General features: G+C 43.8%; 30 protein-coding genes. 2 read left to right on the forward strand and 28 right to left on the reverse strand.

Annotated elements, in window-relative coordinates; translation table 11 throughout:
- Positions 1 to 154: 154 nt before the first annotated feature.
- From AAC155_RS01420 to AAC155_RS01430, 3 genes are read right to left on the reverse strand one after another with little or no spacing between them, the layout of a single operon-like run.
- Positions 155 to 943, reverse strand: a complete 789-nt coding sequence (locus tag AAC155_RS01420) for an ORF6N domain-containing protein (RefSeq protein ID WP_113040734.1) — start codon at positions 941 to 943, stop codon at positions 155 to 157.
- Positions 936 to 1271 carry a hypothetical protein gene (locus tag AAC155_RS01425; RefSeq protein ID WP_113040735.1) on the reverse strand — a complete coding sequence of 112 codons (336 nt, stop codon included), beginning with the start codon at positions 1269 to 1271 and terminating at the stop codon, positions 936 to 938. Before AAC155_RS01425 ends, AAC155_RS01420 begins: the two co-directional genes overlap by 8 nt.
- 2 nt (positions 1272 to 1273) lie before the next feature.
- Positions 1274 to 1483, reverse strand: coding sequence for an Arc family DNA-binding protein (locus AAC155_RS01430; RefSeq protein WP_113040736.1), 210 nt, complete (start codon positions 1481 to 1483; stop codon positions 1274 to 1276).
- A gap of 96 nt (positions 1484 to 1579) precedes the next feature.
- On the opposite strand from AAC155_RS01430, the gene AAC155_RS01435 reads away from it, so the two are divergent.
- Entirely contained in the window at positions 1580 to 1858 is a 279-nt protein-coding gene (locus AAC155_RS01435) for an Arc family DNA-binding protein (RefSeq protein ID WP_158536463.1), read from the forward strand.
- A 75-nt stretch (positions 1859 to 1933) separates the two neighbouring features.
- Here the strand turns inward: AAC155_RS01435 and AAC155_RS01440 are convergent, their stop codons facing one another.
- The 22 genes from AAC155_RS01440 to AAC155_RS01545 form a co-directional block, all read right to left on the reverse strand.
- Entirely contained in the window at positions 1934 to 2320 is a 387-nt protein-coding gene (locus AAC155_RS01440) for a hypothetical protein (protein ID WP_113040738.1), read from the reverse strand.
- Positions 2321 to 2473: 153 nt separating this feature from the next.
- Positions 2474 to 2623 (reverse strand): Hok/Gef family protein, encoded by a 150-nt coding sequence (locus AAC155_RS01445; RefSeq protein WP_146748035.1) that lies wholly within the window; start codon positions 2621 to 2623, stop codon positions 2474 to 2476.
- Between the two features lie 195 nt (positions 2624 to 2818).
- Positions 2819 to 3574 carry a KilA-N domain-containing protein gene (locus AAC155_RS01450; protein ID WP_113040740.1) on the reverse strand — a complete coding sequence of 252 codons (756 nt, stop codon included), beginning with the start codon at positions 3572 to 3574 and terminating at the stop codon, positions 2819 to 2821.
- A 165-nt stretch (positions 3575 to 3739) separates the two neighbouring features.
- Entirely contained in the window at positions 3740 to 3976 is a 237-nt protein-coding gene (locus AAC155_RS01455; protein ID WP_146748036.1) for a hypothetical protein, read from the reverse strand.
- Positions 3922 to 4305 carry a phage tail assembly chaperone gene (locus AAC155_RS01460; RefSeq protein WP_113040741.1) on the reverse strand — a complete coding sequence of 128 codons (384 nt, stop codon included), beginning with the start codon at positions 4303 to 4305 and terminating at the stop codon, positions 3922 to 3924. Before AAC155_RS01460 ends, AAC155_RS01455 begins: the two co-directional genes overlap by 55 nt.
- Positions 4306 to 4308: 3 nt before the next feature.
- On the reverse strand, positions 4309 to 4713 hold the full coding sequence (locus tag AAC155_RS01465; protein WP_040154593.1) for a hypothetical protein: 405 nt from the start codon (positions 4711 to 4713) through the stop codon (positions 4309 to 4311).
- A 3-nt stretch (positions 4714 to 4716) separates the two neighbouring features.
- The gene (locus AAC155_RS01470) at positions 4717 to 5871 is read right to left on the reverse strand and encodes a DUF3383 family protein (RefSeq protein ID WP_113040742.1); all 1155 of its coding nucleotides are present in this window, start codon (positions 5869 to 5871) and stop codon (positions 4717 to 4719) included.
- Positions 5872 to 5879: 8 nt separating this feature from the next.
- Positions 5880 to 6407, reverse strand: a complete 528-nt coding sequence (locus AAC155_RS01475) for a phage neck terminator protein (protein WP_113040743.1) — start codon at positions 6405 to 6407, stop codon at positions 5880 to 5882.
- A complete protein-coding gene (locus AAC155_RS01480) occupies positions 6407 to 6826 on the reverse strand; it encodes a hypothetical protein (RefSeq protein WP_113040744.1) in 420 nt (139 codons plus the stop codon). The genes AAC155_RS01475 and AAC155_RS01480 overlap by 1 nt, the downstream gene beginning before the upstream one ends.
- 2 nt (positions 6827 to 6828) lie before the next feature.
- Positions 6829 to 7293 (reverse strand): hypothetical protein, encoded by a 465-nt coding sequence (locus tag AAC155_RS01485; protein WP_113040745.1) that lies wholly within the window; start codon positions 7291 to 7293, stop codon positions 6829 to 6831.
- On the reverse strand, positions 7290 to 7697 hold the full coding sequence (locus tag AAC155_RS01490; protein WP_229015726.1) for a DUF4054 domain-containing protein: 408 nt from the start codon (positions 7695 to 7697) through the stop codon (positions 7290 to 7292). The genes AAC155_RS01485 and AAC155_RS01490 overlap by 4 nt, the downstream gene beginning before the upstream one ends.
- 25 nt (positions 7698 to 7722) lie before the next feature.
- Positions 7723 to 8070 (reverse strand): hypothetical protein, encoded by a 348-nt coding sequence (locus tag AAC155_RS01495; RefSeq protein ID WP_113040746.1) that lies wholly within the window; start codon positions 8068 to 8070, stop codon positions 7723 to 7725.
- Positions 8071 to 8073: 3 nt separating this feature from the next.
- Positions 8074 to 9009 carry a DUF2184 domain-containing protein gene (locus AAC155_RS01500; protein WP_113040747.1) on the reverse strand — a complete coding sequence of 312 codons (936 nt, stop codon included), beginning with the start codon at positions 9007 to 9009 and terminating at the stop codon, positions 8074 to 8076.
- A gap of 3 nt (positions 9010 to 9012) precedes the next feature.
- Positions 9013 to 9534: a structural cement protein Gp24 gene (locus AAC155_RS01505; RefSeq protein WP_113040748.1), complete on the reverse strand. Its 522-nt coding sequence runs from the start codon at positions 9532 to 9534 to the stop codon at positions 9013 to 9015.
- Complete coding sequence (locus tag AAC155_RS01510; protein ID WP_113040749.1) at positions 9534 to 10727, reverse strand: DUF2213 domain-containing protein; 1194 nt, start codon at positions 10725 to 10727, stop codon at positions 9534 to 9536. The genes AAC155_RS01505 and AAC155_RS01510 overlap by 1 nt, the downstream gene beginning before the upstream one ends.
- A gap of 17 nt (positions 10728 to 10744) precedes the next feature.
- Positions 10745 to 11611: a phage head morphogenesis protein gene (locus AAC155_RS01515; protein ID WP_229015725.1), complete on the reverse strand. Its 867-nt coding sequence runs from the start codon at positions 11609 to 11611 to the stop codon at positions 10745 to 10747.
- Complete coding sequence (locus AAC155_RS01520; protein ID WP_113040751.1) at positions 11562 to 12947, reverse strand: DUF1073 domain-containing protein; 1386 nt, start codon at positions 12945 to 12947, stop codon at positions 11562 to 11564. The genes AAC155_RS01515 and AAC155_RS01520 overlap by 50 nt, the downstream gene beginning before the upstream one ends.
- Positions 12931 to 14445: a phage terminase large subunit gene (gene terL / locus AAC155_RS01525; protein ID WP_113040752.1), complete on the reverse strand. Its 1515-nt coding sequence runs from the start codon at positions 14443 to 14445 to the stop codon at positions 12931 to 12933. Before terL ends, AAC155_RS01520 begins: the two co-directional genes overlap by 17 nt.
- Positions 14399 to 14995: a terminase small subunit gene (locus tag AAC155_RS01530; RefSeq protein WP_113040753.1), complete on the reverse strand. Its 597-nt coding sequence runs from the start codon at positions 14993 to 14995 to the stop codon at positions 14399 to 14401. The genes terL and AAC155_RS01530 overlap by 47 nt, the downstream gene beginning before the upstream one ends.
- Positions 14996 to 15238: 243 nt before the next feature.
- Positions 15239 to 15976: a PP2C family protein-serine/threonine phosphatase gene (locus AAC155_RS01535; protein WP_113040754.1), complete on the reverse strand. Its 738-nt coding sequence runs from the start codon at positions 15974 to 15976 to the stop codon at positions 15239 to 15241.
- Positions 15973 to 16740, reverse strand: a complete 768-nt coding sequence (locus AAC155_RS01540; RefSeq protein WP_113040755.1) for a serine/threonine protein kinase — start codon at positions 16738 to 16740, stop codon at positions 15973 to 15975. Before AAC155_RS01540 ends, AAC155_RS01535 begins: the two co-directional genes overlap by 4 nt.
- Before the next feature lie 372 nt (positions 16741 to 17112).
- Positions 17113 to 17688 (reverse strand): BRO-N domain-containing protein, encoded by a 576-nt coding sequence (locus AAC155_RS01545; RefSeq protein WP_113040757.1) that lies wholly within the window; start codon positions 17686 to 17688, stop codon positions 17113 to 17115.
- Positions 17689 to 18016: 328 nt separating this feature from the next.
- Between AAC155_RS01545 and AAC155_RS01550 the strand changes: the two genes are divergently transcribed.
- Positions 18017 to 18223, forward strand: coding sequence for a KTSC domain-containing protein (locus AAC155_RS01550; RefSeq protein ID WP_113040758.1), 207 nt, complete (start codon positions 18017 to 18019; stop codon positions 18221 to 18223).
- A gap of 47 nt (positions 18224 to 18270) precedes the next feature.
- On the opposite strand, the gene AAC155_RS01555 is transcribed toward AAC155_RS01550, so the two are convergent.
- Genes AAC155_RS01555 through AAC155_RS01565 form a run of 3 tightly spaced genes read right to left on the reverse strand, consistent with a single transcriptional unit; the run spans position 18271 to position 19448 of the window.
- The gene (locus AAC155_RS01555; RefSeq protein ID WP_113040759.1) at positions 18271 to 18723 is read right to left on the reverse strand and encodes a lysis protein; all 453 of its coding nucleotides are present in this window, start codon (positions 18721 to 18723) and stop codon (positions 18271 to 18273) included.
- Positions 18724 to 18732: 9 nt separating this feature from the next.
- A complete protein-coding gene (locus tag AAC155_RS01560) occupies positions 18733 to 19134 on the reverse strand; it encodes a structural protein (protein WP_113040760.1) in 402 nt (133 codons plus the stop codon).
- Entirely contained in the window at positions 19131 to 19448 is a 318-nt protein-coding gene (locus AAC155_RS01565) for a phage holin, lambda family (RefSeq protein WP_113040761.1), read from the reverse strand. Before AAC155_RS01565 ends, AAC155_RS01560 begins: the two co-directional genes overlap by 4 nt.
- Between the last annotated feature and the right edge of the window lie 96 nt (positions 19449 to 19544).

Genomic DNA, 19544 nt, shown 5'->3' on the forward strand with positions numbered 1-19544 from the left:
ATCGCCTGTACCATCCAAAGTTGCCCTAAAATAGTGCCATATAACTAATATTCGTTCTTATATTGAGAATCGTCAATTCGGTTTTACCTATCTTTGACATAGTTTTTTTAATCCTCTGCCTAAATCATACATTGTGCCATCCCTGACTTGGGGGTTAGTACTTCCAGCTATTTTCCATGCTCAAAAAGTTTTCTCTATGAATGATGAGATAACCGGCTTTTTGGGCTAACTCCATGAATGTGTTAAGGGTTAAGACATGGCTATCAGGGCGAACTATCTCGCAACTATCAACCGTGCTGTTTCGCATCGTTATAAGAATCTTGCCGTTTTCTGGGAACTGGATTCCGTTTAACGAAAGTGAGGTCTCTTTGCCAAGATACTCGCCTTCAAGTGCCAACTTGTGAACATACTCAACAGCTTCTGTTATCTTTTCAGCAGGCAATTGATCGATATGAGAGACGTTAAACCGCTGATGAATGAAGCTATAAGCCTCTGGATACATTAATCCACGCTTGCCAACGAGCATGTTTACAGCATCACGTAACGGGGTGCGTTCGTCTGTTGTTGTTTTAGTGGATGTTGCTATTGTATCTTTCTGGCTGAAATAGCAATCTTCCAGCGCTTCGAACACGTCCCAGGCTTTATCAGTATCGAGCATTTTAGCGTGACGGGCTGCGCCGCGTTCGGTCCATAGCATTAAGCTGCGGGCACGTTTTGCGACTGACTGACTTCCTGTCAGTCTGTTCTTTAATTCTTTTAAATCAGAACCTTCAACTTTGAAATAATGTTTACCCTGAGTAAAGCGATCATTGTTTCGTTTGAAGTTTTGCTGAATATTGTTGATTTCAGTTCCATACAACTCAGCAAGTAATTCAGTTGTGATTACTGGAATACTGTTGTGATGGATAGATGGAAGGTTTTGGGCTGAAATTTGATTAGTCATTGCTGACTCCTTGTATCTTTTTCGAAGAGAAACCATATGATGGTGCCGGGAGGTTCGAAACGGCTACAAGTACCGCGGACTTATTCCCCTTTCGGGTGTTGTATTCGTCGCCCTCCCGACCTTGATCGGGGTGTGGCCGCGCACTGCGTCCACTGAATGACAGGCATAAAAAACCCAACGCTAACGGGGTTGGTTTGGTCCGCTTGTAAGAGGTTTCGAAGCCTCGCAAGCGCAAGATAACTCCAGAAGGTAACCCTGTCAACAATATTCCTTGCTGAAATGGTACGTTGATAGTGTTATGCGTTTCATTAATTGCTATACTTGACATGTCTAAATTCCTTCCTCGGTTTTGGACAAATTAGAGGCCCTGACTGTTCCCGCAGTTGGGGCTTCGCTGTTTTTAATGATGTAATCCTTCAATGCCTGAACTATTTCAGAATTCATTGAACGCCCATTTTTCAAAGACATGTTCTTAATTGCATCCCTAAATTCTATTGGTATGCGAATATTGAACTGTGGCATTTTTCTTGCCCCTATCATATAACGTCTCCATTGTTGTTAGTATTACCGTTGTACTATTAAAAAATTAGCATCACTGTGCTACTATGTCAACATATGTTTTTGGAGAAAGTAAACATGGCTCGCACAGAACCACAGATAAACATTCGTCTTCCCCAAGACCTTAAAGATGCAGTGCAAAGCATGGCATCAGACAATAAGCGGTCTGTTAATGCTGAAATTGTTGCCATTTTGTTAGATGCAGTAAGGAAGCACGAACTAAATAATCAGAGTCAATCATCATCAGGAGCACAACTAAAGACAATAGATTACCGCTATGAAAAAGAGATCTTAGAAGAAATTGCGAAGCTTGCCGCAGAAAACGCGGTGAAACTTGAAAGAAATAAAAAAAACTAAAAGTAAAACAGCCCCGTGAGGGGCTCTTGCCTGTATGGCAGCGAGCGGAAAGCTCGTAGTGGGCTTTAAGGTAAGTTAGCTCCCCCATTTCTTAACAGAAATTGGCATCAACTTGAATGTTTTCATATCTTCGTTACCATCTGTACCGCTTAGAATAGAAAAATCATACTCTCCGGGTGGTATGTTATTTATACTTGCGGGCCAAAAATCATCCACTAAGACTGCATTTCCTGCTGAGTCATAAGCTGATAGTTTAAGTTGCACTCCGACAGGGATATTGCATTTATTTAAAAGTGTGCCAGCGCCTTTTAAATCAATATCTCCCCATTTATATTTAACAACATTAACCTTAAAATTTTTTATCGAAATATCAGAGAGACTACATTCTTCATATGCCGCAGAAGCATTAAATCCGCTCAATAGAAGAACAGGCAACATCAACCAAATTCTTAAGCTCTTCATATATTGTTACCCTCATTGATTGCAAAACCACATCCTATCATCAGGAGGGTGCAATTAAACGCAAAAATCGCATGAGCGGCATAAGCAAAAAAGGGCGCTTGAGAGCCATGTTCAACAACAAGAGATGGCGGGGATTGCTCCCCGCCGTTGCTCTTACTTGGTTTCGTAATCCATGAAAACAGCAACTTCCGTTTGGCCGCTTCGGATGCGAACCTCACAGAGGTCTTTCCTCGTGATAAGTACAGCCGCTAATGCGGCAATGCAGATAACGATAGCGATAAATATCGCTTTTTGCTGTTTCATAGTTAGCGTCCTCTTGCCTTTCGGCGTGCAAGAAGCTAATCTTATGTTGCTGAGCATAAGAACTGGCCTCATTTCGATTTATAGTCGGATGGGGCTTTCTTCTATCTGCTCCGGCACGCCAGAGACAGATAGTCTCAAGCGCCCGCCCAGAATATACCAAAGTGAAATGTATATATCTATACATATATCGCGGGGTTATGCGGCTGGATAAATCAGTTTTAACTGTCCTTTTACCCAAAATGCCGCCATACAACGAGACTCAAAATCTTTATAGTCAGCGCAACCGTTAGCCAACATTGTTACGGCTTTCAATTGTTCTTCCACCAGCTTTGATGCCTCTGGCTTAAGATATTGATGAATCTTCTCCCCGCTGCCTTTAGCAGCTTCTTTCGCTTCGGCATAAACAACATCTGGTAATGCAACCTGGTATACCCACTTGGAAGTGATCGCACCAAACAGTGATGGAGTACCACCTACATGACCAAAATAAGGTAAGCCTGTCATTCTCGATAACGCCTGATAATAAGGCTCTTGGAACCGTTTTTCCCATGTCGTCGGCTCTTGATAGGTGAGCAGATCGATAATCTGATCTTTGGTCAGTGTTAGGTTCTGTGATATCAACATGTTTTTAATATGTCTATCACATGCCCGGGCAAATTTAGGAGAGAGCCAACGAGCAAACTCAATGACCAGCTCAGGGTGAATCCAAGTACCACCGTTGCGGCCTTTTTCTACGTTAACTAAAAGAGGAGAAATCTCCCCTTTAGAATTATACGCTTCAATATCAAGCTCTTGACCAACTTCCCTAATGTAATTCTTAGTTGAACCTAATTTCAGCCAGTCCTTTGTCAATTTGCCAAAGTGCTTGGCTGCCACAGTTGCATTAGCCCAACATGCATTACTGAATGGGAACAACTGTTTTTCATACTCCATTGGGAAAATATTATTCATAGCTTATTACCTGCTCAAAAATGAACCCTTGTCACACAGGAATACCAGCCCCAGAAGGCAGCCAACCACTGGCAGTCCTCAAGGGTGCATTTGTGAAAAGGTTCCGGGTTTTATTTAATTCGTGCGTGTGAAGCACATAAAAAACCCCGGCGTGATGCCAGGGTGTTAGGTGTTGTGACTGAGTGCGCGTTCCATACTATCGACTAAATCATCCATGACTGCGTGCATGGCCTGTACATCATCGATAGTGTAAGTTCCATCCAGCATATCAGACCATTTAGCTAGTGGCGGACAGGCATCACCGGCCCCCGTACAGGGGCGCCAGAGAAACCAATTAATCGCGGGGTTTATTGATTCTGTGCTACTTCTGCGCCGTTTTCGCTCCCTGCGCTGAGCGTCCAAAAAGGGCCGATATTTTCCTTTAAGACTTTGCCAAGCAAGACAAGGTAATTCTGTACTTCGTCCTGAAATAAATTTTCAGCAACCGGCACATTATCGGCATCACGCACAATCTTACCGCTCTTGATGCAAAGTTCTTTCAATCGATTCAATGAAGATGCATCTGCGGTTGCCAGACTCACGGCCAAGCCCATTTCAGTAGAGTTATCACTCATAACTGGCAGTATTCCCTCTCTGGCTACAATCTGTAACATCTCCAGTTGATCTTTAGCTGATGATGTGGCCCCGCTAAAAGTAGTCCCGTTAATTTCAATCTCAATCTTTCTGCCCATTTATTAGGTTTCCTCTGAATCTGCAAATTCGAATATAAATTGTTCGTCACTGACACCGGTTTTACCGGCGCGGGTTGTCGAACCCCGGTTAACTAAAATCCCGTCAAAGCCAAGAATGGTTTCCGCCGTTCCCGTCTGAAAAAACGAGAATGTGGCATCTACCTTTGTTTTTTCTACGGCAATGATTTGACGGGCCTGTTCAGAGCCTGGAATTAAATTAATCGTCAGACGCTTGGGACGGGTTGGGTTATCAAGACGAACTGAGGTTTTACCAATTCCACGTTTCAAGGTTGCTCGCGGCTCCAGGTCTTCAATAGTGATCGGCGGGTCAGTATCACCAAAATCATCAATTGGGATACCAAATACGGTCAGGTTAGCACCGTCAGCACCGTACCTTTGCATAGACATAAATTACTCCACGTTAATATTAATTTCGGCCACATGACCGGCACGAGCCAGAATGACCAAAAGAGAGGTTGACGGATATTGACGCTGTTTGCGCTGTGATGATGTCAAATTAAGAACGTCCTCGGGTTTAGAACGGAGTATAAAACCGAACTGGGCCACTTTTGTTTTGCCGTCATCAAGATCAACATATGAACCTGTTCCCAACACGCCGTTGTTATAGAACCGCTTACAAGTATCAGAAATTGTCGTCAGCAATCCGCCGTAATCGCGCGGGGTGAGCGCACGTTTAGAACCCGCTCCGGCAATATAATTATAACCATCAACCTGAATATAATTTTTCAGCACATCCAGATTGACCACATCATCAATGAACTCACCGTATGACGACATGGATTTACTGTTAATCACCCGGCTGTTATCTGTCTGACCCGTCAACTCAATCTGTGTGAAAAATACGCTATTTTTAGCTTTCAATGCATTGTATGCGCTGGTTTTCAAATCATCACCTATAACGCCGGGCAGCACCTGAAATTCCCCGGTAATAGCAGTGTTAATGCCAGCGGGACGGAATTTGTGAAATGCCGCGGCTAGCTGGATCATTGCATACGCTTGAGTCGGGTCTGTCTTCACAGATGGCGGAGATTTATAACCGGCAAACACATGCCTGTTACCCTTGGTTTTTAGTATCGATATCACATCATCTTTGATATTTGGGTCAACGATCCCTTCATCACTGAATGTTAACCAAACCGGATGGCCGTTTGCATCAGCCCAGTCAGCGATTTCAATCACCGATTCTTTGGTTACGTCAGTATTTTTAAAGAAGTAGTGATACCGCCACAGCGCATCTGCCGCGCTATTCATGTTTTCCACCAGCGATTCAGCCGAGTTTTTCATCCATACTGTAATCTGTGGTGGCTTGGGAATATTGGCAAAATAGCGGGTGGCAATGCGATAGATATCGCTGTCAGTTTTAAAATCTGCCGCAATACCTGACGTTGAATTGTAGTCTCGGAATGTACCCGCTTCGAATTTAACCTTATCAACCAAATCCGTTGCATCGGCAAATATCAGGGCACTTGAAAAATCCGCGTACCCAAGCCCTGCGGGGGTGAGTAGCAGATTGACAGGAATAATATTGTCTACAGAATAAGACATGAGAATGCTTACCTCTCATCATTAATTTCAATTTTGAATCCGGCTGCCCGTAGCAGGGAGTAGGATACGGTTTGTTCGATAAACAGATGAATGTCTGCCTGCCAGCGTGGTTGGATGCCAGCTTGCAATATTCCTGTCAGATTTCGGCAATTACTCACGTAGCGCCAGGCTATTTTGTTGCGATATAAGAATTCGCTGACAGGAGTCTGGAAATTGGCATTATGCAACAGCATGATCGCACTATCCGCGCCTTCATTGAGAAAATTCACTGACACCATAAATTCCATTGATGTATAAGCAATCTCTTGCAAATCCTGCCAGTTATTTCCCAATGATGGGTCAAATTCTTCAACAGAGGGCACAAATGCCCGTTTCCGTCTTGTTTGTCCGTATGCGCGGATAGGGATGGGTTTATAGGTGACATATAATGATTTTGGCGGCGCTCTGCCCTGATCGGCTAAAATCACCGTTTCAACACCGGAGGCCATCCTCAATAGTGATTGAAATACACTGTGTAATTCTTCCAGAGTTTCCATCAGCCCATTCCCCTATATCGCTCGACAACAGCACGGCAAAAATTACGCCAGGGCCGATTGTCACATGACAGAACGCGCCATTTCCGCATTGCCAATCCATCGCTAAATTCCAACATATCGCTGAACTTTCTTTCGTCATCAGGCCAAAGATAATTAACCCCATCATTGATATGCACCGAACGTACATCTTGTGGATTTGCCGTGCCTCCCATGCCGATTAAAGTTTGAATATCCTTCCATGAGGCGGGCTGAATGTTAACAAGAGTGAGCGGAATTACTTGCGGTTCTCCTTCCTGCCACGTGCCACCCGGCCCGGTATAATCACCCTTTGCAGCGCGGATAAGTCGCACGCCACCAGCAATAGGAGAATTAAACGTTGAATCGATATGTCCGTGCATATCTAAGCCATTGCCAAACATAATTAATCCTCTACAACATGGGTAATAGCGGCTCTCAGGATACCGTCATCAATCAACGGAGTAGATGATCCTTTGGCTTTCACTGTTGATTCTGCGTTTGCCGGTTCAATACCGGCTGAAATGGCTTCTTTGCAATACCCTGCTGCTTTTGCACCGATTTGATCTAACATCTGGAATGCTGTTATATCGCCACGAGCAACCTGTCCAGTCAGTGAACGAAATGCCTTTTTGATATTGTCTTGGTTCTGCCGAATGGGAACACGAAGAAATGAGCGTTCAGGAATGTGTCCATCCGCCGAACCGTATTCATTCACTGCACCAATGACGACTAGCGGCGTCCCATCTTGTTCACCAGAACCGGCGGGCAATCCCACCAGCACCCGCCGTTTAGATGTCACGCGATCATGGATTTGGCGCAATTTCTGCGCCAGTTTATTTCCGCCCCGGACTTCTGCATTCAGCTTCATATCATCATTCCCCCAGTTCCCGCCCGCCGCCTTAAGCGAAGAAATTCAAGGCCGTAAGAAGTTAGCGGAAGATTACCGTTGATAATTAATTCATCAGAAGTAACAGAAGGAACAGCAAATGAAGTTGACTCATCACCAACGGATTTAGACGAAATGGCATAAGCCGCCCCCACATCGCCATTTATGGCACGTTTGCGCATCACCAGCTGATGAGCTGCAAACGCAAACATGCCACGTTTTTTAATGGACGCAGGACGAGCATTATATTTCAGCCACCGCTTACCTGTTTCTGAATCACCCTCTTCAAGTGCCTGAATAACATTTTTATCAGACCATGTTTCAACGTTACTGAATTCCGGGTAGTATTCACGAAAATCAGTCATGATTTGCGCTGTAATTTCCACCTTCCCCCCTTAAAGCAAAAACCCGTCAGATTGACGGGTTATCGGTATTTTCTGGCCGAGACGCTTGCTCTATCTCCTTTCGCTTTTCAGCAATAGCTTTCTGCAATGCTGCGGCCTTTGCTGCTGATGGTGCTTTTTTACCCATTAGAGTTTCATACTCCTCCCGCAGTGCGCCAATATCCTTGTCATCAGTATCAGCGTCAGGGGTATCCAATACCTCTACACGCATCATCCCAGCCTGATGAAATAGGTGATCAATGAAATCACCATTAACAAGAACAAGAACGGAATGTCCCACAGGGATAGTGATCCGTTTACCGTTTTCATCAGTTACTGTCAGCGGAGCTGTATGTAAATTGGTTAACTCGTTCATCGATTACACCCCATCGACATAGTGCCCGGCTTTCGGAATGCGCCATTCCGTACCACCGGTACGTAATAAGGCGGGGACTTTGAAGTTAATGTTATCGGCAGTGGCAGGAGCCAGAAAGCGCATTGGCATCACATCATGGCCTTTAACAACCCGCTTATCCTTTTTGTACACGGCCATGCGATCTTTGCCACCTGCCCCCGCGCCGTTAAGTAAAATGTCATCATCAAAATCCATATCCCGGAAATTGGTACGCAAAAACTCAAGCAACGTGACATTTGAGGCGTTCTGAGTTGATAACAGCGTGCGCATCAGCAACTGCATTTGCTCGGGTGGTATTACAAAAGTATTTGGACGATGAACAGTCATCGTATTGCTTAAGTAAACCTGACTATACGCTGCACCGAAAAAGTCAATAACTGGCTGCGTTCCCTTTGTTGGTATATCAGCAATCAATGCTTGCAGTGTGGCTTTTGCTGCCTCTGTTGACACATTTTTGCTAGTGTAAAGTCCTTCCCCGATGTCATCATGGCCGAGCAAGTAGATCTTGTTCAGCCCTTGCTCTACAACATCACGCACAGCTTGCCCGCGCTCAGCATCAAGACTGATATTGTTCTGCATGGCGAAGCCAATTTCTTCCAGCGTATAGGTATAACCCAGCGCCGCCATTTTAATTTCTTGAAAGCCCTGACTCATTGCAATGTCTACAGTGGGGACATCAGTAGAATTTGGTCCAAATATCTGCAATTCACCGCGTGCATCTATCGAGCGGAAAGCCACGACCTTTATCCAGTCCGGCGCACTGTCATCAAGAGGTAACAGTGTATTGTATTTGAACTGCGGGTATTCCATACGATAGATTTCGGATTCAATATATGCCGCTTGCTGAACCAAAAAAGACAATGCAGCTACCGGGCTGACGTCAAAAACACTTTTTCTCATGAATTATTTCCCTTCTACATAGACATTCAGAATGCCATCAACGCGAATTTCGCCAATCTCACCCGCTTTCACGTTATCTACCCATCTCACCTGATTTAACACCAGCAAACCGGCCCCCATTCCAGTAGTCAGGCGGCCTTGATCTGCCCCCTCTTTCAAAATGACACTAACAACTTGTCCTGCCTCAGCGCCATCAACGCAAAGCACATGCATTGGCCCGCGATGAAGTACAGATGCGATATGATTGACGTCATAGCCGACCTGGTAATTCGGCGGATTCGTCGGCATGCTGTTGCTAAATTCTGCTAATGTGCGAATAGTGAAACCGATAACCTGATCGGCTGTGGTTGTTGCCGAGACCGGGCCGCATGAGCGTTCTTTAGTGCCACGTACTACCGCGCGACCAAATGGGATTAAGGCAGTTTCAACGCGGCGAGAAATTGCCTCATAAACATCAATCGTTGAAACCTGCCCCTCATACGCCTTATCGCGGAACAGCGTAAAATCGTTTTGAGCAATAGCCATTATTTTTTCTCCGGTTGTTTACCGTAACGTTTGTCCATCCACTCTTGCCGAGCGCTATCGCGCATAGACTGAGCGTCAGTCGTCTTTGTTTTGCGCATGTCACGACTGAAATTTTTCAGTGAATCATTAGCCTGTTGTTTTTCTTCTTCGGTCTCGCCGTCATCCTCGTTTTCCCGACGCTCTTCTTCTGCATCAAAATAAGCTGAAACGTATGTGTCCGGGGCTTTATTCCATTCAGTGTATTTGCGACATTTAATACCAGCGGCATCAAGTGCAGCGCGTTTGATCTTTAATGGATCGGTTGAATCACAGTTAAAGCCAGTGCCACCAATTTTCATTGCAGCATCACGCGCAGACATGACATCAGCGATACGCTTAGAGATTGAATCCTCAGAGGTTTTTTCCTTTAATTCCTCAATTTCTTCATCTTTAGCGTCAGCCTTGGCTTCTGCCTCTTCTTTTTCCTTTTCTGCCTCATCTTTAGCGGCTTCGGCCTTTTCTTTTTCTTCCTCTGCGTCTTTAACGCGTTTTTTCAGTCCATCAATTGTGGATTGGATCAACTGTTGAGTTGCTTCATCAGTGACCGTTGCGTGTACGCCAGAATCGAGTACAACTTTAAACATGTGTGTTACTCCAGTGGGTTTATGGTCAAATAAGCGCGCGCGATGTCCGGCCCTTGCTCGGTCACATAGCGCTATGTGATTAATAGTGATATCGCGTTGAATAAATTCGTAGGGTGCCCCGTCTGGTGAAACACCAGAAGACTTCTCATATTCAGATGTGTATCCAGCGGATAATTCCGCCTTACCTCCGTTTATTGCATTGATTGCTGCTTGATCTTTGATAAGTAAATCAACGACAACATAATCATCGTCTTGTCTTCCCGAAGAAATAGCATGCCCGGCTGTGACTTGCTTAAATGAATTGGAATCAACAAGCTCGTCAGGGTGATCAATTGTGACATCAACATTGTCATAACTACCCAGGCTCGATTGAGAAAATACTTCCTCATACGGGCGATAAACATTAACAATTTTACCGGGTGGCCTGTCCGTTAATCCCAGTTCAGACGCTAGATATTGCTGAATACCGACACGCGCAACCCGCCCGGGGACTTTTAAATAGCCCTCGGGAGTAATTTCTCGTTGGGATGTAACTGGAAAGGTCACGCGGTCACATACAGTAATCCGCATGTAATAATCCTATTTAATTAGTAATCAAGACCTTTGATTAATGGAGTGCCATTACAGCGACATTTAACATGTGCTCTACCGGGAAATAGTCCTGTTTCATCTGCATAGCTAGCACCACGCGACCAAAGATAGACCCCACGGCCATGCCCAACATCAGCACGGGCTATCATGAAGCATTTAATTTTTGCATTGGGATACTTGCCAGCCGGATTACCGGACACTCTTACATCTTGCGAAGTGTCCCAACGAAAACGATCAATACCGGCTGATTGCTGACGCTTGCGTGTAATATCACTGTGTATTTTTAGCGTTTGGTCGCTGGCTATTAGACGTGCTCGCTTGTATGTCGCTCCGGTCACTGACTGAATATTTCGAACAATGTTAGTCAATGAGTCACCGCGCAAAATACCGTCCATCACTTCACGCTGAATATCATCAAAATAATCAGATGATAGTGATTTGATTAACGCAACATTGCTCTCTACAGATGCATCAAAATAATCAACGAGGGATTCATTGACCATTAACCCGGTCATGTCGATACCGATAGCCCGGTTAATTTGTTCAACAAAGGCTTCGGAACTTTCAGACTCGGCCCGACTGACAACACGTTGCGCCAATCGCTCTGTCTGTTGTCCAAATGCTGAATTGAAAAACAACTCTGATGCTTGCCTGATGGCCTCTTTGATAATGTCAGTGAGATAGCTATCAGCGGTATAATTGCGGCGGAGGACTGGCGTTAGCGCCTCATCGACAGCTTGCGCCATCTGTCTAACAATTTCACGTAATTGCGCACAGTAATAACGCTCTGTTTCGTCAGACGGCTTGATGGGTCTAATCGGCGCTCTGCGCCTGACCGGTGTTTTCTTTATCAGGTCCTGCAAGGTCTCCAAGCTTGAACTGATAATCACCTGAGAACTCGGCGGATTCGTCGTCAGCAAGTCGGGTAATATCTTCCTCTTCAATACCATAAACCCCTTGCTCCATTAATTTTCGCGCAACTTGTGACGGCCTGACAACTCTCTGATTTAAACGAATATCATCAGCCTGAGCATCAGCCAGTCGTTGTGCGGATATCTCTGTATCTGACGGCTGCGTGAGCGGTGCGAAAGAAAAATCCAACCCATCGGGATATGTGCCCAGAGTTGAACGAATCAGAACTTCATCAATTTTTTCCAAAAATGGCCTGTAGTCGGTTTCCTGACTACCTTTTATGTCACTGAAATAGTTATTCTGATCTCCCTTCCCTGAGTCACCCAATCCTTTTGCTTGTACACCAAAGAGCCTTGTCATGGGGATACGCGTTGATCCAGAAGACCATTCCATCAAGACATATAACACATCAGCGACTCCACTAAATGAGATTTGTTTTCTATCCAGTACTTCGCTTGAATCCAGCAGCGCAATTCTGAACAGAGATTTCATCATGCCAAATGTGTTATAACGTTTTGCTATTGCACCATCCATATCACCAGATGATAGGTCAGTAGACAAACCATCACGATTAATTGTGTCAATATTGGCTTCTTGAATCAGAGATGCGATACCACCTTTTGCAGAAACAGCATCTTTGACGTCTTCCATACAGCGCCGCAATCTGCTGTCATCCCAACCGCCATTAATCATGCGCAAGCGCATGGGTAACGCCGCGCCCGGCGCTTTGACAAAATGACTGTAGTGAATTTGTTGTGTACCGCCATTCACCACATAAAAATCCGGCTGCATGTAATTTTCTGCCAACGGATTTGTCACATTATATTGCTGGCCGTTAATAAACATGCGATCAAGAACCAGCAAGCGCTTAAGCGAACCTTTTTTGATTCTGTTCAATTCGAGCGGCTTATCAAGTGGCTGATCTGTTATCAGTAATACGCCCGCGCCACCGTAAACTCCAGCCCACTTAAATGCTTCCTGAGTTATCGCTTTGACATTAAAGAATTTTTCAGCATTACGAATAGCTGTAGCATCATCAGATGAAAATGACCGCCATTCTCTCGTCGCATCATCGACTGGAATATCCACAATCGCGCGAGCTATCCAGTTCTCAATATAAGCTGCTTCCAGTTCAGCGAAATCCTGCATCATGCCGAATGTAAAGTGGTTATACATGCGCCGATCACGTAATGTACCCATTCCTGTCATGACATTCGTGATGCCATCAGCAGTCAGGCGAATGCGTGGCTTACCGCCAAAATCTAATTGATTAAGCCCATTTGTCATAGCTGACGGTCCCATTAATTAATTCATTTTCTATTGCATCCATAAGCGGATCGAGCTGGTCATCGTGTGTATTGAATTCAGTATTAATCCCTTCCATTTCAACAAGGAAATCGCTCACCCAATCTGCTTTTGATGGAATGTAGATATATCCAGATTCAATCCATCCTTGTGTATCCATTAATCGCGTGAACTTATCTTTATTACGTTGTATAGCTTTTATCGGGCAAGTAGCATCCTTACGTATACTCTGTATCAACCCTGTACCTGATGATTTATCTTCCACTGCCATGTATCTGAGTGGACTTTTATCCCTATGTTTTGATTTGTGCCAAAAAGCGACTGCACGCCGTTTCAATTCATCCGATTCCCATTTTCCACGGATTAGATCTATCAAATACAAGCGCCCATCCTCACCAAGCCCCCAGTGTTCAAAAACAGAGAAGTCGTTCACTTCTTTGATTTTTTGTGCTGTATCTGCATAAATGATCCGCCATTTCAACGGCGGTAAGACGGTATACTCTTTAAACCACTCAGATTTGATTAAGCCGCCGCCTTTTGCGGTTGGTCTCTGTTGATAGAGAGCATTCCAGACAAGCGAACCTCTTTGCTTGCATTTATCGACGAAATCGCGGGGCATGCGTTCAGGGAACAGGATTTCACCCGGCTTTCTCAAATTGTACGTTTTGCCGTTCAGGACGTGAATTTCTTCATTTTCGGCTTCCATTGGAAAACTGACTACTCGCCATTGCTCGCCGCCTTCCTCAGCCAGTTTAAGAAGTTGCCCCGCCAAGTCATTTTGATGCCAGCGCGTGAGGATAATCACGATGCCGTTTAACTTCGGATCTGCACGAGTAAAGAACGTTGTGTCATACCAGTCCATCACGGCTTCTTGATAAACCGGAGATGATGCTGTTTTATAGTCTTTAGCTGGGTCATCAATGATGCCGATATTCATCCCTTGACCCGTGATACCGCCATTCACACCCGCCGCGCGATAAGAGCCGCCATGCAATTGACCTTTTGCGTCCAACACTTCCCATAGTTCCGCAGTACGAATAGCGCCGCCCGCCAGCGTCCTAATGTTCGTTCCGTTTAAGCGAGTGTTGGGAAACACATCTTGATATTTTTCAGTATCAATAATGCGCTGCGTGTCACGTGACATTCGATTAGCGAGATCAGAAGAGTATGAACACGAAATAATGTGCCAGTTCGGATGCTTGCCTAATGCGTACGCAGGAAGCCGACGAGACGCTAATTCGCTTTTCCCGGAGCGAGGGGGGGCAAATATCATTAAGCGCGGCATCTTGCCATTTTCAACGTCTTTCAGAAACTGGTCTAACTCAAGGCATAACAGCTCATTAAACCAGCCCGTTTCGTATCGCGAATTTGTATAGAGCGTGAAATCCATCAGAGATGATCGGGCTTGTTCTATCGCTCTACGCCGATATGCCTCAAGAGTCTGTAAGTTTCTCATTGAGCTTACTTGAGCGACGGCCATGACCCATCTCCTTTAATCTCTCTTCAAGTTGCTCGTCAGTTAAATCAATCTTGATCGGCCCGCCACCAGCACCCGTCAGCTCAGTCTTAACGCTCTCACGGAACGCTTGCACGCCAACATGCTTACCCAGTAACTCAAGATTTTTAACTTTATCCGGCCACTTGATTTTCTTGAGAATGGTTTCTTCTGTACTTCCGTCGTAGTCATAAATCGTCGTGGAAATATCGAAGCCTGATAATGTTGTACGCCAAACTACCGGCCATTCGCTTACTGCTTTTAACCTTCCGTCGTCATCAATGATGTCTAGTACGTCCATTCTGTCGATTTCGACTAAGCGTTTAAGCACATATTCAGCATCGATTTTAACCACTTCATTACGATCTGACTTTAGTTCTGAAATCCGTTTTTGAATGTCAAGTTTTGTCAAGTTTTCAGAGCCGATGCGGTTTGCAGTTTTATCACTGTACCCCGCGCGAATTGCAGCTTGAGTCGCGTTCAAATCGACGAGGTACTCGCGACAAAACATTTCTTGTTTGCCTGTGAGCGCCATTTAATTTCCTTAAATAAAATTGAACCCTTTCCACCCCGGAAACAGTTGTAATCAGAATATTCCGCTTTTCAGTCTAATAAATCCCCGGCATTTTAAATACCGTCTCGGATTGAATCACTACTATCGAGCACTCTTGCAGCAGAATGCTCTGAGTTAGTTACTCATAGTGTTTGAGTACTGCGGATATAAAAACCACCAGCGTTAACTGATGGCTTTTGTAAAATAGATGCCCCATGACCTGCATTATTCGATTTTAAATCCCGCCGCTACTAGAGAATAATCATCAATCGGAGGAGCATTTTCAATTCTTCTCTGCAAACTTGCAGCAAATCTAACCGGATTGCTTACTGTATTGTGAGAAAATCGAGGTCTTTTCTCCCAAAAATGATGAGCACCGTCAGACATAACATAAACATCCAATGTTCCATCTTTTGATATGAGATCCGAAACTGGAATGCAAATTTTTTGATACTGTAATTCAACCACTCTTGAAAGTGCTGATGTTAGAGTGTTTTTTCCATCCAACTCTTTTAGTTCTTTTTTAGTAAATAAACCTTCATCAAATAACTCTTGATGAACAGTATGATCTTTAGATAATTGAATCAGCTTACTTTCTTTTCTAACATACACCCTAGTATCACCAACATGGCCTATGTGAACATTTCTATTGTCAACATAACAAAATGTAAGTGTTGTAGCCGAGCTATAAAATTTACTGTTCAGTTCTAGTAGGCTGGGCAGTTGATTTTTAATCGAAGTAAACACAGCTCCTATATCTGCAACCTCGTCGGGTGTTAGTTTTGATAGGTAATTAATCGCTAACAAAGATGCTTCTTTTGCTCCTTCATATGCGCCGACCCCATCAGCGACCGCAAAAATATATCCATGACCTAAACTCATAGGTGGCATAATGGAATCTTGATTTTCTTTTTTATCATCTTTGCGGCAGGAGAATAGCCCACAATTCAATAAATTTATCATCGACCACTCCTTTCTATTACTTTATCTAAATCTATCAACATCTCCGAGACTGAGTCATATCTGTCTGCTGGTTTAAGGCAGGTACTTTTACGTATAATGTCATCGATACCATTTACCTGAGAAATTCCTATCTCGTGAATTATAATCCCAAGCGCATAAATATCTGATTTTACGCTATACATCCCTTTCTTTGCTTCAAACGACATATACCCATCAGTGCCCATATTAACAGCCATATTAGAAATCATTTCAGACTCAGCTTGACTATCAGCATTTTTAACCAGCCCAAAATCAGAGACCTTATACGTGCCATCTGCATGCCTAAGGATATTCTCAGGCTTTAGATCTCTGTGTAAATATCCTCGCTCATGTATATGTTGAACGCCTTTGAGAACCATCTTGGCTACTTCAATTTTTTCATTTAAATCTAATCTATCTTCCCGAAGATCCGATCTAAGATGATTTTGAGCAAGGTCCATAATGAACCAGGGAGTGTCAATATTTAAATGGTGAATGTAAATATGGACGACATTGGAATGACAGCAAGAAGCTTGATACCTAACCTCTCTTTGAAATCTTTTTTTCCAGTCATCATAACTATATATTTCGCCAACAAAATTCTCGTTGACAGATAAAATCTTTCTGGCATAGAGTCCACTCAATGCACCATTGAGAGTATATAACTCGACAAGCTCGACTTTACCAAAGTTGCCACCCCCTAATACCTTTATTGGTTTTATTTGATAGTTGCCACGTATTTCCATACTTTTTACCTGTTTAGCACCCAGCATGGACTTTAATCTACAATCAAAATTACTAATTCTCTATTGTTTACTTCACCTTAATTAGAATTTATTTGTTTATCCCTAATCTCCTTTACCCCTCCAACTGACTATTTACTTTATCATATGTCAGTCGAGGTCCTCACTTTGGGGGTGGCTTAACTGAGCTGTATTTACTTGCCCACGCTTTCGCTATGTGCAGACAGTCGTCATACATCTTGCCCTTTCTGCTCGCTGACGAACTGCGACGATAGTGATCGACTGCCTTATCACTTGCCATACACGCTATAGATGAAGAAAAGCCGAGCTTAACTAACTCGGCCTGGATGTTCTTAGCGATGAATTGCTCATGATTCATGTCTGCGGTTCTCCGCCCGGGAAGTCATCAAAGCCGGGCAAAGTAAGCTGCGATAATTCCAGAATAACTTGCTTGGCCTTGCGGAGTTTCTTTAGATGACGCTTACGAAGATTCATCATTTCACTACCCGGTCTACCAAAGTTGCTATAAGACCACTTATCAGCGGCCACCAGCCGATTCTGCATTTCACCAAGTGTCAGTGACTTTAAGCTTTCCATGTCCATCAAAGAGAGATCTGTCTGATTCTCCTTGTCTGCTAAATCCAATAGCCAGCGACGAAGTTGTTTAGCGACTTTTGTATCTGCCAACATGCCAATTAAATGAGAACCTCTGATAGAGAAAATTCTGACCTTCTTCTTACGTAAGCTATTGTTTATTCCAATGGTCATTGATTCAGTGACCATTGTCATATCGCTAGTGAACTCATCTTTATTTGAGTTAAAGAGGTTAGTTACAGACTTCTCATTTTTATATTCAAGCAACTCTGCAAGATGTTTGCTCGTGAACCAGGTTTTCCCATCATGATTATCGAAAGGAACAATAGTGTGATTTTTGAAAGTTAATGTGTTCATTGTGCTTTACCTTTTTAGAGATAGAGCCTGCCTCATAGAAAATCAGACCAAAGAATCAGCACAATACTGAATTTCTCAGGCTCTATTTCCTAAACAGGTTTTTTGGGTTTGAATGCGCATGAGGTGCGCGGTGAAATTCGGATATAAAAAAGCCCCGGATTAACCGAGGCTCATTGATTAGATATTCTTTATTTTGTGAATAACTTCACAAGATCTATAAAATCTTGGCATAGTTCTAACTTGTGTCCGTGATCGTCTACAAAGTTATATCTGTTAAAATATTCTAATATTTCCTCGGGACTTTTCCCATATAGAGGAGATTTAGAAAGTGAATCGAGTTCCTGTTTCATCTTCAAACCTTCATTCTGTTGGTTATAACCAAGCTACAAAAACATTGGAAATAGCTTTCCGTGATGGTGGGATATATCAATACTATGGTGTTCCTCCACAGATACACCAAGGATTGATGAATGCACCTTCTAAGGGGCGGTATTTCCATAAGCACATTAAGGATGTCTATTCCTATCGTAAGTAAGATAGGTTGATTAATTCAGCGGGGCTATGTCTCGCTTTTCCGTCTTTCTATTGCTGACACTGAGTTTTGATGTAGTCCTGCAAATATTTTATTTGCTGCTCGTTTTCAACAATCATTTTTCGGAGATCGAAATAATCTTGTTCAATTGTTGGGTTAAATCGTGGGGAGGTTGCATTAACCACGCCGGAGGAGGAACCGGCTTCGCCTTGATTACAGGTGGCCGCGATGCGCAACCGGCGATGACCAGCGGCAACATCATTGCGCAGAACATCAATTTTAGATTTGGCATTGGCAAGTTCCTTTGTATGCTGATTATCCAGCTCAGACAGGAGCCTTATCCTCTCCTGCTGATTAACGATTTCATTCTGCTGCTCCAGCAACTCACTCTGTAGCTTAACTGTCGTATCAAGCTGTTTGGTATACTTACCGTAATAGTGATAAGCCACCAGCGAAACAAGCGCTAGTGCAATAACAGTATAACCACGAGAGTTAAACTTCATAATATCGCTCTACAAAAGTGAAAATGCTTTATCAATGACCTCATTGCTATAAGGTTGACTACCATTTTCCATGGTAATAATGGACTTAATAAGCTCTGTCATAAATACTTTATTAAATACATCAACAACCTGATCGCCAGTCACTCCCGTGTCTTTACATACGTGGTTAATATAGGTATCAGTATTATTTTCATTAGTGGGGGCCCATCGTGAAATAATCCCTTTCACTGTTTTAAGGCCATATTTCCGATTGTAATTATGCAAAATTTTAATCATCGCCCGAAGACCATATTCAGGACTGACAAACTGACAGAAAGATTTATCAGTACGCTGTGATGCAGGGATCAAGCCTTGCCAGTCATCACCCCAACGGATATTGCCAGGGTTATTATTTCGGATGCCTCGGCTCATTTGTCATCACCGATTCGCTTGTCGATGGCACGGATAGCCATTTCTCTGATTTTATCAACACCGATAAATCCCACAGCCCCACCGATCATCGGAGATACACCGGATGAAATGCCGAACGCTTCAATGCCGCTTGATATAGCCCATGACAGAACTCCACATAACAGGCATTCAGCCCATTTGTTTTTACATTCCACTCCGTCATAAATCAGACGTCCCCAGCAAATTATTATTGCTGCTGCGGTGCCGGATACCTGCGGCCACGAATGTTTTAAGCCGTCTATTAATTCAGCCCACAAATCAGGATTATTTTTCATCTTCATATTTCCACCCCCGTTGGGGATTGATACCCCGTTAAACGGGCGTGAAAAGAAAAAGGCCGCGAATAATCGTGACCTGGAATGTGCTTTATA

The organism is Photorhabdus sp. HUG-39, assembly GCF_963878365.1.
Lineage (GTDB): Bacteria > Pseudomonadota > Gammaproteobacteria > Enterobacterales > Enterobacteriaceae > Photorhabdus > Photorhabdus kayaii.